Raw genomic sequence first — 16,168 nt, 5'->3', positions numbered from 1 at the left:
TAGGAAAAAGTGATGTTAGCGGAGGAAAAAGAACCATTAGGAGGAAGAAACATGTCAGTTATTTCTATGAAACAATTGTTAGAAGCTGGTGTTCACTTCGGTCACCAAACACGCCGTTGGAACCCAAAAATGAAACGTTACATCTTTACAGAGCGTAACGGAATCTACATCATCGACCTACAAAAAACAGTTAAAAAGGTTGAAGAATGTTACAACGTAATGAAAGGAATCGCAGCTGAAGGCGGCAACATTCTTTTCGTTGGTACAAAAAAACAAGCTCAAGAAGCTATTAAAGACGAAGCTATTCGTTCTGGAATGTACTTCATCAACCAACGTTGGTTAGGTGGTACATTAACAAACTTCCAAACAATCCAAAAACGTGTTAAACGTTTAAAAGATATCGAAAGAATGCAAGAAGATGGCACTTTCGAAGTATTACCTAAAAAAGAAGTTATCCAACTTAAAAAAGAATTAGAACGTCTTGAAAAATTCTTAGGCGGCATCAAAGATATGAAACAACTTCCAGATGCACTGTTTGTTGTTGATCCTCGCAAAGAGCGTATTGCTGTTGCTGAAGCACGTAAGTTAAACATTCCTATCATCGGTATTGTTGATACTAACTGTGATCCAGATGAAATCGATCATGTTATCCCAGCAAACGACGATGCTATTAGAGCTGTAAAACTTCTTACATCAAAAATGGCAGATGCGATTCTTGAAGCGAAACAAGGCGAAGAAATTACAACTGCTTAATGAATGATGGAAGGTGATAAGAGGTTTAGCCTTTTATCACCTTTTTTAAGGTAAATTTCAATTAATGGACAAAGAAATTAATTGTCCTTTTACATTGTTAAAAATATAATAAACAATAGATATACATAAGGAGATGAATACAATGGCTATTACTGCACAAATGGTAAAAGAATTACGTGAAAAAACTGGCGCAGGTATGATGGATTGTAAAAAAGCGTTAACTGAAACAAACGGAGATATGGATCAAGCGATTGACTACTTACGTGAAAAAGGTATCGCGAAAGCAGCTAAGAAAAACGATCGTATCGCAGCAGAAGGTTTAACTTTTGTTGAAGTTAACGGAAATGACGCTGTATTATTAGAAGTTAACTCAGAAACTGATTTCGTTGCTAAAAACGAAGGATTCAAAGAGTTAATCGCTGCTCTTGCAAAACACATCGTTACAAACAAACCTGCAACAGTTGAAGAAACATTACAACAAACAATTTCAACTGGTGAAACTGTTGAAACTTACATCAACCATGCAATTGCTAAAATTGGAGAAAAAATCTCTTTACGTCGTTTTGAACTTGTTTCAAAAACAGATGCAGATGCTTTCGGCGCATACTTACATAGTGGCGGACGTATTGGTGTTTTAACTGTTGTAGAAGGAACTACAAATGAAGAAGTTGCAAAAGATGTTTCAATGCACATCGCTGCAATTAACCCTAAATACATTTCTCGTGATGCTGTATCACAAGAAGAAGTTGACCATGAGCGTCAAATCTTAACTCAACAAGCTTTAAACGAAGGTAAACCAGAAGCTATCGTTGCGAAAATGGTTGAAGGTCGTATTGGTAAATACTTCGAAGAGATTTGCTTATTAGATCAATCGTTTGTTAAAAACCCAGACGTAAAAGTAGGTAAATTCGTTGAATCTGCTGGCGGAACTGTAAAATCTTTCGTTCGTTATGAAGTTGGAGAAGGTTTAGAAAAACGCGAAGATAACTTTGCTGAAGAAGTAATGAATCAAGTAAAAGGTAACTAATTATTAAGGTTAGTTCAGTATAATAAAAAATAAGGGGACACTATGTGTTCCCTATTTTTAAAGGAATAGAATACAGTAGGAATTGACGTATAACGGAGGTAATTATGAGTAGTGCAAAGTATAAGCGCGTAGTTCTAAAACTTAGTGGTGAAGCATTAGCAGGCGGACAGGGGTTCGGTATAAACCCAAGCATAATTAAATCAATTGCACAACAAGTTAAAGAAATCGCTGAATTAGATGTAGAGGTTGCTGTAGTTGTTGGTGCCGGAAATATTTGGCGTGGAAAAACAGGTAGTGAAATGGGAATGGACCGAGCTACTGCAGATTATATGGGTATGCTAGGAACAGTAATGAACTCTTTAGCACTTCAAGATAGCCTTGAATCATTAGATGTTCAGTCACGTGTTCAAACATCAATTGAAATGAGACAGGTTGCAGAGCCTTATATTCGTAGAAAAGCAATTCGCCATCTTGAAAAGAAACGTGTTGTTATTTTTGCGGCTGGTACTGGAAATCCTTATTTCTCTACTGATACGACAGCAGCATTACGTGCGGCTGAAATTGAAGCAGATGTTATTTTAATGGCAAAAAATAATGTTGATGGTGTATACAATGCAGACCCATCAATTGATGAAAATGCTGTAAAATATGATACCTTAACTTACTTAGATGTCTTAAAAGAAGGTTTAGGTGTAATGGACTCAACTGCTTCTTCACTTTGTATGGACAATGATATTCCTCTTATTGTATTCTCAATCATGGAAGAAGGTAACATTAAGCGTGCAGTGTTAGGCGAAAACATTGGAACAATTGTAAAGGGGAAATAAAAATGGCTAATCAAATCATATCTTCTGCAAAAGAAAAAATGACAAAAGCTGTATCAGCATATTCAAGAGAGCTTGCAACAGTAAGAGCTGGTCGTGCGAATCCAGCTATTCTTGATAAAGTAGTAGTTGATTACTATGGTGCACCAACACCTATTAATCAAATGGCTAACATATCAGTGCCTGAAGCTAGACTACTTATGATTACTCCGTACGATAAATCGATTTTAAGTGAAATCGACAAAGCGATCCAAAAAGCGGATTTAGGTTTAAATCCATCAAATGATGGATCAATCATTCGTATTGCTTTTCCTGCTTTAACTGAAGAACGTCGTAAAGATTTAGTAAAAGTAGTGAAAAAATATGCTGAAGATGCAAAAGTTGCTGTTCGTAATGTTCGTCGTGATGCGAATGACGATTTAAAGAAATTAGAAAAAAATGGTGACATCACTGAAGATGAATTACGTGGATATTCTGATGATATCCAAAAGCAAACTGATGCTCACATTGAAAAAATTGATTCAATTACAAAAGAAAAAGAAAAAGAAATACTAGAAGTTTGATAAATAATCATTTAGATTAAATATATAAGCTTTGAGTAAAAAGACCCTCTGCCTTAAGGGGGTTTTTTTACTCAATTCTACAATAATTTGATTTACGATATATCGGAGGATAGAAAATGTTTAAAGGTTTTTCTTTTAGAAAAAGAAAAGAGCAAGAGCCAATAGTACCTCCAACAAAATTAGATGTAAATAATGATTCTACGATTCCAGGGCATGTAGCAATCATTATGGACGGAAATGGTAGATGGGCTAAAAAACGTAACTTACCAAGGATAGCAGGGCACCATGAAGGCATGAAGGTAGTTCGGAAAATCGCTAGAGAAGCAAATTCATTAGGGATAAAAGTGCTTACATTGTATGCATTTTCTACTGAAAATTGGAAACGTCCTCGAACAGAAGTAGAATTTTTAATGAAGTTACCTCAAGAATTTTTAGGAACATTTTTACCTGAACTGATAGAAGAGAATGTTCAAGTTCGATTAATGGGTAACGAAAATCAACTTCCTAGCTATACAGTTGAAGCTGTGAAAAAAGCAGTAGAAGCTACAAAGAATAATACAGGAATGATTTTAAACTTCGCTTTGAATTACGGTAGTAGAGATGAAATGATTCAATCGATCAAGGCAATTGCAAATGACGTAAAAGAAAATAAAATTGCAATTGAATCGATTGATGAAGCATTATTCAATGACTATTTAATGACCAGTGAGTTAGGAGATCCTGATCTATTAATTCGAACTAGTGGAGAACTTCGTATTAGTAATTTTATGCTTTGGCAAATTGCTTATAGTGAACTGTATTTTACCGATGAATTTTGGCCAGACTTCACAGAAGAAAGCTTAAGAAATGCAATTTTAGAATACCAAAATAGATCGCGTCGTTTTGGTGGAGTTTGAGAAAGTGGTGAAGAGCTTTGAAGGAAAGAATCATTACTGGAATTGTAGCTGGAGTTTTGTTTTTATCAATCGTAATTTACGGTAAATGGCCGTTTTCGCTCTTAATTTTTGCATTAGGAACAATAGGTTATTTTGAATTAATTAAGATGAAAAAACAAGATGTATTTAGTCCACCAACTGTAATTGGCCTTCTTCTTACATGGTTGGCCATTATACCAAATGATTGGTCGATGAATATGTTTCAATATGGGATAGATAAATCTGATCTATTAATTATCTTGTTACTATTACTTCTATCATATACTGTACTAACTAAGAATACATTTACTTTTGAGGATGCTTCATTTGTAACGTTATCTGCACTGTATGTTGGATATGGATTCCATTACATGCATGAGATTAGATTAATGGGATTAGCAGATTTGTTTTTTCCATTATTTGTTATATGGGCAACTGATAGTGGTGCTTATTTTATCGGAAAAGCATTTGGTAAAACAAAGCTATGGCCAGAAATTAGTCCGAATAAGACGATTGAGGGATCTTTAGGCGGCGTGGTTTGTGCGATAGTTGTTGCGGTAATTTTATCATTTGTGTTAACTTTAAATTATTCGGTAATCTATTTGATTTTTGTAGCAATTTTAGTTTCAGTATTTGGACAAATAGGAGATTTAGTTCAGTCTGCATATAAAAGATATTATGGGGTAAAGGATTCTGGTAAGATTCTTCCTGGTCATGGCGGTATTTTAGATCGATGCGATAGCTGGATCTTTACTTTCCCAATCGTCTATTTATTATTTGTCCTATAGTTGTATTGCTTTCATAAGGAGTTGTAAGAAATGAAGAAAATCAGCTTACTTGGAGCAACTGGCTCAATTGGCACTCAAACAATTGATTTAATTCGTAATCAACCTTCTGACTATCAGTTAGTTGCATGTTCAGCTGGTACAAGGGTTGAAGAGTTAGTTCAAATTATTTTAGAGTTTAAGCCGCAAGTTGTTTCAGTAGCAGGAAAAGAAGAGGCTGAAAAGTTAAAAACTTTCGCGCTGCCTTCTGAGACAAGCGTTTACTACGGAGAAGAAGGTTTAATTGAAGTTGCAACTCACCACGAATCAGATATAGTTGTTAATGCGGTTATGGGAAGTGTAGGTTTAACTCCAACAATGAAGGCAATTCAATGTGGAAAAACAATTGCACTTGCCAATAAAGAAACACTTGTAACTGCAGGTCATATTGTAATGGCAGAAGCTAAAAAATATGGAGTAAGTATATTACCTGTTGATAGCGAACATTCTGCGATTTATCAATGTTTAAATGGTGAAAATTATCAAAACATAAATAAGTTAATTATTACGGCATCAGGTGGTAGTTTTCGCGACTTAACTCGTAATCAATTAACCAATGTAACAATTGAGGATGCATTAAATCATCCAAATTGGTCAATGGGAGCAAAAATTACAATCGATTCAGCTTCTATGATGAACAAAGGATTAGAGGTAATTGAAGCGCATTGGTTATTTAATATGCCATATGATCAGATTGACGTTATTTTACACCGTGAAAGTGTCATCCATTCAATGGTAGAGTTTATTGATGGAAGTGTCATGGCACAATTAGGTACACCGGATATGAGAGTGCCAATTGCGTATGCGTTAAATTATCCAGATCGAAAACCAATACAAAACCATACGTTTTTAGATTTGATTAAATTTGGTCGTCTTCATTTTGAAGAAATGGATTTAAATCGTTTTAGATGTTTAAAATATGCTTATGATGCTGGAAAAGCAGGTGGAAGCATGCCAACTGTTTTAAACGCAGCAAATGAAATTGCGGTAAGTGCATTTTTGCATAAGAGAGCTAGTTTCCTTCAAATTGAGGAATTAATTGAAAATGCATTGGAAAATCATTCTATCATTTCAAATCCAACATTAGAGGAAATTCAGCTGATCGACGAAGAAACTAGAAAGTACGTTTCATCACTTATAAAGTAAAGGTGGTAATACATATGCAAACGGCAATTGCGTTTATCGTAATCTTTGGAGTACTTGTTTTTTTCCATGAACTAGGGCATTTGTATTTCGCAAAAAGAGCTGGGATTCTTTGTCGGGAATTTGCGATTGGATTTGGACCAAAAGTTTTTTCTTTCTTCAAAAATGAAACAATGTACACGATTAGATTATTACCACTTGGTGGATATGTTAGGTATGCTGGAGAAGATCCTGAAACTGATGAAATTAAACCAGGTACACATGTTGGATTGCTATTTAATCAACAAAATGAGGTAATAAAATTAGTAGTTGATGGATTTGACAGGTTTCAAGATTTATTATTTGTCGAAGTTGATTCAATAGACTTAGAACATAAATTGGAACTTATCGGTGTCGAAGAAGGCAAAGAACAAATCCAGACCTTCAAAATTAATGAAAAAGCCTTCGTCGTTAATGAAGGAAAAGAAAATCAAATTGCGCCTTATAATCGTCAATTTAATAGTAAATCAGTTGGAAAACGTGCAATTGCTATTTTTGCAGGTCCAATGATGAATTTTGTTTTAGCGTTTTTCATTTTTATCTTGCTAGGATTATTACAAGGAACTCCTGTAAATGATGCGAAAATTGGACAATTAGTTTCAAGTGGTCCAGCATCACAAGCTGGTTTAAAAACAGGTGATGTTGTACTTTCAATTAATAATCAACCAGTTTCAAAATGGGATGAAGTAGTTGATATAGTAAGAAAAAATCCAGATCAAAATTTAAAATTTATTATTAAGCGTGATAACCAAGATAAAACATTTACTGTTATTCCTAAGGCAGAAACATCGAAGGGTACTAAATACGGATTAATTGGAGTTTATCAACCAGTTGAAAAAAATATCCTTACTTCTGTAAAATATGGAGTAACAGAAACGATTAACTGGACGAAAGAAATTGTGACTGCTGTTGGCCATTTAGTAACAGGACAGTTTTCAATTAATAATCTTTCTGGTCCAGTAGGAATCTATCAAGTAACTGAACAAGCTACACAAGCTGGAATCTTTTATTTGATGAAATGGGCAGCATTTTTAAGCATTAACTTAGGAATAATGAATTTATTACCATTACCTGCGTTAGATGGTGGAAGATTATTATTCTTTGCGATTGAAGCATTAAGAGGTCGTCCAATTGACCGTCAAAAAGAAGGCATTGTGCATTTTATTGGTTTTGCACTTTTGATGCTTTTAATGATTATTGTAACTTGGAACGATATTAAACGATTATTTATGTAAAAGGCTTTTTACATAAATAGCCATGTAAAAAAATTGAGTCTGTCCTTAGAGAATCATTTGTATTTCTAAATGGACAGTCTCTTTCATTATTTAATGAGGTGAATGAAATGAAACAAAGCTTGGTCTTTAGCCCAACATTACGAGAAGTACCAGCTGATGCAGATATTAAAAGCCATCAATTGTTACTTAGAGCAGGTTTTATTAGACAAAATGCATCTGGAATCTATAGCTTTTTACCGTTAGGTCATAAAGTACTTCAAAAAGTAGCAAACATTGTCCGTGAAGAAATGAATAAGGCTGGAGCAATGGAAATGTTAATGCCATCCCTTCAAGCTCAAGAATTATGGGAGGAATCTGGTCGCTGGGAAAACTTTGGACCAGAACTAATGAGATTACGTGATCGTCATGGAAGAGGCTTTGCTTTAGGGGCAACTCATGAAGAGGTTGTAACTTCAGTTATTCGTGATGAATTAAAATCCTACAAAAAATTACCAATTACACTCTATCAAATCCAATCAAAATTCCGTGATGAAAAACGACCTCGCTTTGGTTTGTTACGTGGACGTGAATTTATGATGAAGGACGCTTATTCTTTTCATGCATCTCAAGAAAGCTTGGATGAAGTATATGATCGTTTGTTCCAAGCATATAGTAACATTTTCACTCGTTGTGGATTAAACTTCCGTGCCGTAGTTGCTGATTCTGGAGCAATGGGTGGTAAAGATACACACGAATTTATGGTATTATCAGATATAGGTGAAGATACAATTGCATTTTCAACTGACTCTAGCTACGCTGCTAATATCGAAATGGCACCAGTAGTTGTAGATTATTCTCCAAGTTTAGATGTACTTGCAGATATTGAAAAGGTTTCAACACCTAACAAAAAAACAATTGAAGAAGTAACTGAATTTCTAAACTTACCAGTAGAAAAAAGTATCAAAACACTTCTTTTTAAAGCGGATAATGAATTTGTTCTTGTTTTGGTAAGAGGAGATCATGACCTTAATGATATTAAGCTTAAAAACTACTTAGGAGCTAATCAAGTTGAACTTGCAGATCCAAAAGATGTGAAAGAAATTATGGGTTGTGAAATTGGTTCACTTGGACCTGTTGGTGTAAATTCTGATATTAAAATTCTTGCAGATAAAGCTGTTCAAGCAATTGGAAATGGTTGCTGTGGAGCAAATGATGAAGGCTATCATTATTTAAATGTCAATGTAAACCGTGATTATACTGTTACTGAATTTGTAGATTTACGATTCATACAAGAGGGAGATCCTTCACCAGATGGAAAAGGAATTATTTCTTTTGCGAAAGGGATAGAAGTAGGTCATGTATTTAAGCTCGGAACGAAATATTCTGAATCGATGAATGCTGAATTCCTTGATCAAAATGGTAAAACAAATCCAATCATTATGGGTTGCTATGGAATAGGTGTATCTCGTACATTAGCTGCGATTGTAGAACAATATAATGATGAAAAAGGAATTGTGTGGCCAATAAATTTAGCTCCTTTTGACGTGCATGTTTTAACTGTTAACACGAAAAATGAAGAGCAAGTTCAATTAGCTGATGAAATTGAAAAACTATTAATAGAAAATGGACAAGATGTCTTAGTAGATGACAGAAATGAACGTGTTGGTGTAAAATTTGCTGATGCTGATTTGTTTGGTATTCCTATTCGTATCACTGTAGGAAAACGTGCTGCAGAAGGAATTGTAGAATTAAAAACTAGAAATGGTGAATTTAGTAAAGAAGTTACCGTTGCAGAACTTATAAATGAAATAAAGAACCTTAAATTAAAGGCATTTTTCTAAAAGATTATTGCTTTTGCGATTTCTAACTTGAAAGACAGAAGTTGATTCGTGCGGAAGGTGCGAGACTCCTGTGGAAATAGCGGGAAGGCTTAGACCCCGTAGGTTTGCCGAGGAAGCTAAATCACGCCGCGCGGAAAGCGAGCATCCTGGAGTGGAATCAACTTATCGCAATGTTAAATAGCAAAGTTTAAGAAATCAGCCAATAATTAATATAAGTGAGTACCTCTTCATAGGGGTACTTTCTGTTATGTCTATATGCATTTTTGAAAGGATGGTGAGATCATGAATCAAGACCGAAAAGAAAAGTTTGCAATTCTTTTAGAACAAATTAAATTACCGAGTGAACTAACAGCCCAGTATTTTCAAAATGGTGAAATTGTTAGTTTAGAAGTAAATAAACAAGAAAAAAGCTGGGAATTTACAGTTAAAGTAGAAAATACTTTGCCTTTTTCAACTTATCAACTTTTTGTTTCAAAAATGATAACAAGCTTTCAACATATTGCTTCAGTTTCTGTAAATCTACAAATTGAACATGTTAATTTTGAAGAACAAAATGTGGTTGACTATTGGTCTTATTTATTGAATAACGTACAGTCAAAATCACCAATTTTACAGCATATTGAACAGTCTATACCAAAAATCGAAAATAAAAAAATTATCGTTTCAGTAAAAAGTGAAATTGAAGCTGAGACATTTAGAAGTCGATATATCCCTCAATTACAACAACTTTATGTACAAGCTGGATTTCCCAAATTATTATTTGAAACAGAATTAAGTAACAATGATGCTGTTCAAGCAGAATTTTTGGAAAAAAAGGCGGAAGAAGATCGTCTGCGTGCGATGGAAGTATTAGTTGAACTTGATAAACGTGAAGCAGAAGAACAATCTGGAGAAGAGCCACAAGGCCCATTAGTAGTTGGTTACTATATTAAAGAGGATGACATCGCTTCAATTTCAACGATTATTGAAGAAGAGAGACGTATCGTTGTTCAAGGTTATGTTTTTGATTCTGATGTAAGAGAGTTAAAGAGTGGACGTGTTTTAGTCACATTTAAAATCACAGATTACACTAGTTCAATTCTTGTTAAAATGTTCTCTAGAGACAAGGAAGACATACCTTTATTATCAAGTATTAAAAAGGGAATGTGGGTAAAAGTAAGAGGTTCAGTACAAAATGATACATTTGTAAGAGATTTAGTAATGATTGCAAATGACATTAATGAAATTACGCCAATTGAGAGAAAAGACGAAGCTCCTGAAGGGGAGAAACGAGTAGAATTACATGCTCATACTCAAATGAGTCAAATGGATGCTGTTTGCTCTGCAGGAGACTTAGTAAAACTTGCAAGTAAATTTGGTCATGAAGCAATAGCAATAACAGATCACGCTGTTGTTCAATCATTCCCCGAAGCTTTTAACAGTGGTAAGAAGAATGGCGTTAAAATATTGTACGGTGTAGAAATCAACTTAGTAAATGATGGTGTACCAACTGCTTATAACCCAAGGAACATTTCTTTAAGTGATGCTACTTACGTTGTATTTGACGTAGAAACAACGGGGCTTTCTGCTGTTTATGACACCATTATTGAACTAGCTGCAGTTAAGATTCATAATGGTGAAATTATTGATCGATTTGAACGTTTCGCAAATCCACATCATCCTCTTTCTGCAACAACAATTGAATTAACAGGTATTACGGATGAAATGGTTAAAGATGCTCCTAACATTGACATCGTTTTGAAAGAATTTAAAGAGTGGATGGAAGATTGTATCTTAGTTGCACATAATGCATCATTTGATATGGGCTTCATCCAAATGGGCTTTAAAAAATATGAAATCGGTGAAACACAAAATAGTGTAATTGATACATTAGAACTCGCAAGGAATTTGTATCCTGAATTTAAAAACTTCCGATTAAATACGTTATGTAAAAAGTTTGATATCAATTTAACACAGCATCACCGAGCAATTTATGATGCTGAAGCCACAGGTTTTCTAATGATAAAAATGTTAAAGGATGCTGCAGAAGAGGGTATGCTTTATCATGAACAATTAAATGATTCAATGGGTAAAGGTGATGCATGGAAACGTTCAAGACCGTCTCATGCAACGCTGATTGCTCAAAATGAGATCGGATTAAAGAATCTGTTCAAAATTGTTTCATATTCTCATCTTCATTATCATCATCGAGTAGCACGTGTGCCTAAATCTCTATTAATGAAGCATCGCGAAGGTATATTAGTAGGAACAGCATGTGATAAAGGTGAAGTGTTTGAAGCGAATATTCAAAAAGCACCAGAAGAAGTTGAAAAGTTAATTGATTTCTATGATTATATTGAAGTAATGCCACCAGAAGTGCTACTGCATTTAATTGAATTAGAGCTTGTTCGAAATGAACAACATTTAAGAGAAGTTATTTCAAAGCTTGTTAATATCGGTGAAAAAACAGGTAAATTAATTGTTGCAACTGGAAATGTTCACTATCTTCATAAAGAGGATCAAATTTATCGGAAGATTTTAGTTGGATCTCAAGGTGGTGCAAACCCATTAAATCGACATCGTCTTCCAGATGTTCATTTCCGAACAACTGATGAAATGTTAAAATGCTTCTCATTTTTAGGTGAGGAGAAGGCAAAGGAAATTGTTGTTACAAATACACAAAAAATAGTAAGTATGGTTGAAGAGATAAAACCAATTAAAGATGATCTTTACACACCTAAAATTGAAGGTGCAGATGTAGAAATGCGTGAGATGAGTTATGCGAGAGCAAGACTAATATATGGTGAAGAGTTACCTGAAATCGTAGAAGCTCGTCTTGAAAAAGAACTTAAGAGTATTATCGGTCATGGCTTTGCGGTTATTTATCTTATCTCACACAAGCTCGTGAAAAAATCACTTGATGATGGCTATCTAGTAGGTTCTCGTGGATCTGTTGGTTCTTCATTTGTAGCAACGATGACTGAAATAACAGAGGTTAATCCATTACCTCCTCATTATGTATGTCCTAAGTGTAAGCATTCGGAGTTCTTTAACGATGGATCAGTCGGGTCAGGTTTTGATTTACCAAATAAAGATTGCCCAGAGTGTGGAACTGCTTATAAAAAAGATGGGCATGATATACCGTTTGAAACGTTCCTTGGATTCAAGGGAGATAAGGTACCTGATATTGACTTGAATTTCAGCGGTGAATATCAACCAATTGCACATAACTATACAAAAGTATTGTTTGGTGAAGATTACGTATACCGTGCAGGTACAATTGGTACAGTTGCTGATAAAACAGCATATGGATATGTACGAGGATATGCGAACGATCATAATCTCACTTTACGTGGTGCTGAATTTGATCGTTTAGCAATGGGCTGTACGGGTGTAAAAAGAACGACTGGTCAGCATCCAGGTGGTATTATCGTTGTTCCTGATTACATGGACATTTTTGATTTTTCACCGATACAGTTCCCTGCTGATGATACGAAATCCGAATGGAAGACAACGCATTTTGATTTCCACTCAATCCATGATAATTTGTTAAAACTAGATATACTTGGTCACGATGATCCAACAGTTATTCGTATGCTTCAAGATCTAAGTGGAATTGATCCAAAAACGATTCCAACAGATGATCCAGAAGTAATGAAAATATTTGCTGGACCTGAACCACTTGGTGTAACAGGGGATCAAATTGGCTGTAAAACAGGAACATATGGTATTCCTGAATTTGGAACGAAATTTGTACGCCAAATGCTTGAAGATACGAAGCCTTCAACGTTCTCAGAACTAGTGCAAATATCAGGGTTATCTCATGGTACAGACGTTTGGTTAGGGAACGCATCGGAATTAATTAATAGTGGTACATGTACTCTTCCAGAAGTTATTGGTTGTCGAGATGATATAATGGTTTACTTAATCTATCAAGGACTTGAACCTTCTTTAGCATTTAAAATTATGGAATCAGTTCGTAAGGGTAAAGGCGTACCACCAGAGTGGGAAGAGGAAATGATCAAAAATGATGTTCCTACCTGGTATATTGACTCATGTAAAAAAATTAAATATATGTTCCCTAAAGCCCATGCTGCTGCCTATGTTTTAATGGCGGTTAGAATTGCCTATTTTAAAGTCCATCACCCAATTCTGTATTACGCAGCGTATTTCACCGTACGCGCAGAGGATTTTGATATTGAAGCAATGGTTGCTGGACCAGCTGCTATTCGTGCTAAGATAGAGGAAATTGCTATAAAAGGTCTAGACGCTTCTGTTAAAGAGAAAAACTTAATGACTGTTCTTGAGTTAGCACTCGAAATGTGTGAAAGAGGCTATTCATTTGATCGAATTGATCTTTATAGATCTAGTTCTGACGAATTTTTAGTTGAAGGCAATAAATTACTACCACCATTTAATTCAATACCTGGTCTTGGAACGAATGCTGCGAAAAATATTGTATCAGCAAGAGAAGATGGAGAATTCCTTTCAAAAGAAGATTTACAACAAAGAAGTAAAATTTCAAAAACAATACTAGAGTATTTAGATAAACAAGGATGTCTTCAATCACTCCCTGATCAAAACCAATTATCATTGTTTGACGGCTTTTAAAACTTGCAAAACAGTGAAAATATGGTATAGTTAGATTAGATGTTTTTAGCACGGGATTTTTAAAGAGCAGGTGAAACCTGCTCTTTCTTATTAGTTTGACCCGATTCATCTTCTTGTTTTCGTTTGAAATAGATATTTTTTCTTAACGAAAAACAAGATTATTTGGAGATACTACTATTAATTTCCCTGCTAAAATGCAGGGTATTTTCATCTTTATACGTTGAAAGGAGGACGTTTCTTGAGTAAAACGGTTACAGAATTAGTTACAGAATTTGCGAAACCAATTGTAGAAGAACTAGGATTAGAGCTTGTTGATGTAGAATATGTAAAAGAAGGAAAAGATTGGTTCCTTCGAGTATTTATAGATAGTGAAACAGGTATTGATCTAGAGCAATGTGGGGCCGTAAGTGAAAGATTGAGTGAGGTACTTGATGAAAAGGACCCAATTGAAAATTTATACTTTTTAGATGTTTCTTCACCTGGTGCTGAACGTCCATTAAAAAAAGAAGAAGATTTCGTAAAAGCTATTGGTAAATATATCGCGATAAAAACTTATGAACCAATCCAAGATGAAAAGAATTTTGAAGGTAAACTTTTATCGTATTCTTCTGAAGAAGTAGTACTTGAATTAACCATTAAAACACGCAAAAAACAAATAACAATTCCAACACAAAAAATTGCAAGCGCAAGACTTGCAGTAACGTTTTTCTAGTTAGGGGGATTTAAGAACCATGAGTTCTGAACTATTAACAGCTCTTGAGATTATTGAAAAAGAAAAAGGCATTAGTAAAGATGTCGTAATTGATGCAATTGAGGCAGCTTTAATTTCTGCTTATAAACGTAACTTTAACCAAGCACAAAATGTGCGAGTTGATTTTAACTTACAAAACGGATCAATCCGTGTATTTGCTCGTAAAGAAGTTGTAAGTAATGTCTTTGATACGCGCTTAGAAATTTCAGTTGAGGAAGCTAGAGAACATAATCCTAACTATCATGTTGGCGATGTTATTGAACTTGAAGTAACTCCGAAAGATTTTGGACGTGTTGCTGCAACAACAGCTAAACAGGTTGTAACACAACGTGTTCGTGAAGCAGAACGTGGTGTAATCTATTCAGAATATATTGATCGCCAAGAAGATATGATGACGGGGACCGTTCAACGAATCGATGCACGTGCAATTTACATCAATTTAGGTAAAATTGAAGCTGTCCTTCCGGTTAATGAGCAAATTCCAACTGAGAAGTATAAAATTCATGACCGTATTAAAGTTTTTGTTACGAAAGTAGAAAAAACGTCAAAAGGTCCACAAATATTCGTATCTAGAACTCATCCAGGACTTTTAAAAAGAATGTTTGAAACGGAAGTGCCAGAAATTTACGATGGAGTTGTAGAAATTCGCTCTGTAGCTCGTGAAGCTGGAGATCGTTCAAAAATCTCAGTTTATACAAGCAATCCAGATTTAGATCCAGTTGGCGCTTGTGTTGGTCAAAAAGGTCAACGTGTTCAAACAATTGTCAATGAATTAAAAGGTGAGAAAATTGATATTGTACGTTGGTCTGCAGATCCAGTTGAGTTTGTTGCAAACGCTCTAAGTCCATCACAAGTTTTAAAAGTATTAGTAAATGAAGAAGAAAAAGCAACAACTGTTGTTGTTCCTGATCACCAGCTTTCATTAGCAATTGGTAAACGTGGACAAAATGCTCGTTTAGCAGCACGTTTAACTGGTTGGAAAATAGACATCAAATCACAATCAGATGCTGATAAGTTAGGCATTGATTATTCTAGTAATTTGAATAGTTCAAGTGAAGAATTTGATGTTTTCAAAAACGATTTTAATGAGGAGTGAGGTAGCTCATGAATCGTAAAATACCATTACGTAAATGCGTTGTTACGCAAGAAATGAAATCTAAAAAAGAATTAATTCGTATCGTTCGTTCAAAAGAAGGTGAAGTCTCCATTGACCCTACAGGGAAAAAGTCGGGGAGAGGAGCTTATTTAACAAAGTCAGCTGAAGTCGTAAAACTGGCTCAGCAAAAGCAAACTCTTGATCACCAATTAAAAACAAAAATTGATGCAAGCCTTTATGATGAACTTCTTGCATTTATTGAGAAGGAGTAAAAATGAATCAAAAGGGACTTTCTTTACTTGGATTAGCTGCAAGAGCACGAAAATTAATTTCAGGTGAAGAATTAGTAGTGAAAGAAGTACAGCAAAAGCGTGCTAAGCTAGTTATCCTTTCAAAGGATGCCTCTACGCTTACCGCAAAGAAAATCACAGATAAAACAACTTTCTATAAAGTTCCACTTTGCTTTGTTGAAAATCGATATGAATTAGGTCATGCAATTGGAAAAGATGCTCGTGTAGTTGTTGCAATTACTGATCAAGGATTTGCAAGTAAACTACAAACATTATTAGAATGATTGAATAATCTGGGG

14 protein-coding genes are annotated in these 16,168 nt (G+C 34.8%); all 14 read left to right on the top strand.

Translation table 11 applies throughout. The features are described from left to right. Positions 1–51: 51 nt before the first annotated feature. Positions 52–753: a 30S ribosomal protein S2 gene (gene rpsB / locus J5Y03_RS13605; protein WP_209406557.1), complete on the top strand. Its 702-nt coding sequence runs from the start codon at positions 52–54 to the stop codon at positions 751–753. 142 nt (positions 754–895) lie between these two features. After that, positions 896–1,780 (top strand): translation elongation factor Ts, encoded by an 885-nt coding sequence (gene tsf / locus J5Y03_RS13600; RefSeq protein ID WP_209406556.1) that lies wholly within the window; start codon positions 896–898, stop codon positions 1,778–1,780. A 104-nt stretch (positions 1,781–1,884) separates the two neighbouring features. Next, positions 1,885–2,607, top strand: coding sequence for a UMP kinase (pyrH, locus tag J5Y03_RS13595; protein ID WP_209406555.1), 723 nt, complete (start codon positions 1,885–1,887; stop codon positions 2,605–2,607). A 2-nt stretch (positions 2,608–2,609) separates the two neighbouring features. Next, complete coding sequence (gene frr, locus J5Y03_RS13590; protein ID WP_209406554.1) at positions 2,610–3,167, top strand: ribosome recycling factor; 558 nt, start codon at positions 2,610–2,612, stop codon at positions 3,165–3,167. A gap of 116 nt (positions 3,168–3,283) precedes the next feature. Next, complete coding sequence (locus J5Y03_RS13585; RefSeq protein WP_209406553.1) at positions 3,284–4,063, top strand: isoprenyl transferase; 780 nt, start codon at positions 3,284–3,286, stop codon at positions 4,061–4,063. A 17-nt stretch (positions 4,064–4,080) separates the two neighbouring features. Then, positions 4,081–4,869: a phosphatidate cytidylyltransferase gene (locus tag J5Y03_RS13580; RefSeq protein WP_209406552.1), complete on the top strand. Its 789-nt coding sequence runs from the start codon at positions 4,081–4,083 to the stop codon at positions 4,867–4,869. 30 nt (positions 4,870–4,899) lie between these two features. Further along, entirely contained in the window at positions 4,900–6,051 is a 1,152-nt protein-coding gene (locus J5Y03_RS13575; protein ID WP_209406551.1) for a 1-deoxy-D-xylulose-5-phosphate reductoisomerase, read from the top strand. 14 nt (positions 6,052–6,065) lie between these two features. Next, positions 6,066–7,322, top strand: coding sequence for an RIP metalloprotease RseP (gene rseP / locus J5Y03_RS13570; protein ID WP_209406550.1), 1,257 nt, complete (start codon positions 6,066–6,068; stop codon positions 7,320–7,322). A 107-nt stretch (positions 7,323–7,429) separates the two neighbouring features. Then, complete coding sequence (locus tag J5Y03_RS13565; RefSeq protein WP_209406549.1) at positions 7,430–9,142, top strand: proline--tRNA ligase; 1,713 nt, start codon at positions 7,430–7,432, stop codon at positions 9,140–9,142. A 282-nt stretch (positions 9,143–9,424) separates the two neighbouring features. Further along, positions 9,425–13,732: a PolC-type DNA polymerase III gene (locus J5Y03_RS13560; RefSeq protein WP_209406548.1), complete on the top strand. Its 4,308-nt coding sequence runs from the start codon at positions 9,425–9,427 to the stop codon at positions 13,730–13,732. Positions 13,733–13,970: 238 nt separating this feature from the next. Next, positions 13,971–14,444 carry a ribosome maturation factor RimP gene (gene rimP / locus J5Y03_RS13555; RefSeq protein WP_209406547.1) on the top strand — a complete coding sequence of 158 codons (474 nt, stop codon included), beginning with the start codon at positions 13,971–13,973 and terminating at the stop codon, positions 14,442–14,444. A gap of 19 nt (positions 14,445–14,463) precedes the next feature. Continuing rightward, positions 14,464–15,579, top strand: a complete 1,116-nt coding sequence (nusA, locus tag J5Y03_RS13550; protein ID WP_209406546.1) for a transcription termination factor NusA — start codon at positions 14,464–14,466, stop codon at positions 15,577–15,579. Between the two features lie 8 nt (positions 15,580–15,587). Then, positions 15,588–15,851, top strand: a complete 264-nt coding sequence (gene rnpM, locus J5Y03_RS13545; RefSeq protein WP_209406545.1) for an RNase P modulator RnpM — start codon at positions 15,588–15,590, stop codon at positions 15,849–15,851. Positions 15,852–15,853: 2 nt separating this feature from the next. Next, positions 15,854–16,153 (top strand): YlxQ family RNA-binding protein, encoded by a 300-nt coding sequence (locus J5Y03_RS13540; RefSeq protein ID WP_209406544.1) that lies wholly within the window; start codon positions 15,854–15,856, stop codon positions 16,151–16,153. The last annotated feature ends 15 nt before the right edge of the window (positions 16,154–16,168 follow it).

It is taken from the genome of Gottfriedia endophytica (assembly GCF_017814275.1).
GTDB lineage: Bacteria > Bacillota > Bacilli > Bacillales > Bacillaceae_G > Gottfriedia > Gottfriedia endophytica.
The sequence above is the reverse complement of the archived record's forward strand: the minus strand, read 5'-3'. Positions and strand labels throughout refer to the sequence as shown.

Excerpts from the sequence above, each read along its gene's own strand:
- nusA (WP_209406546.1), top strand. The coding sequence starts at position 14,464 with ATGAGTTCTGAACTATTAACAGCTCTTGAGATTATTGAAAAAGAAAAA.
- J5Y03_RS13565 (WP_209406549.1), top strand. The coding sequence starts at position 7,430 with ATGAAACAAAGCTTGGTCTTTAGCCCAACATTACGAGAAGTACCAGCT.
- tsf (WP_209406556.1), top strand. The coding sequence starts at position 896 with ATGGCTATTACTGCACAAATGGTAAAAGAATTACGTGAAAAAACTGGC.
- J5Y03_RS13540 (WP_209406544.1), top strand. The coding sequence starts at position 15,854 with ATGAATCAAAAGGGACTTTCTTTACTTGGATTAGCTGCAAGAGCACGA.
- J5Y03_RS13560 (WP_209406548.1), top strand. The coding sequence starts at position 9,425 with ATGAATCAAGACCGAAAAGAAAAGTTTGCAATTCTTTTAGAACAAATT.
- rseP (WP_209406550.1), top strand. The coding sequence starts at position 6,066 with ATGCAAACGGCAATTGCGTTTATCGTAATCTTTGGAGTACTTGTTTTT.
- pyrH (WP_209406555.1), top strand. The coding sequence starts at position 1,885 with ATGAGTAGTGCAAAGTATAAGCGCGTAGTTCTAAAACTTAGTGGTGAA.
- frr (WP_209406554.1), top strand. The coding sequence starts at position 2,610 with ATGGCTAATCAAATCATATCTTCTGCAAAAGAAAAAATGACAAAAGCT.
- J5Y03_RS13575 (WP_209406551.1), top strand. The coding sequence starts at position 4,900 with ATGAAGAAAATCAGCTTACTTGGAGCAACTGGCTCAATTGGCACTCAA.
- J5Y03_RS13585 (WP_209406553.1), top strand. The coding sequence starts at position 3,284 with ATGTTTAAAGGTTTTTCTTTTAGAAAAAGAAAAGAGCAAGAGCCAATA.
- rpsB (WP_209406557.1), top strand. The coding sequence starts at position 52 with ATGTCAGTTATTTCTATGAAACAATTGTTAGAAGCTGGTGTTCACTTC.
- rnpM (WP_209406545.1), top strand. The coding sequence starts at position 15,588 with ATGAATCGTAAAATACCATTACGTAAATGCGTTGTTACGCAAGAAATG.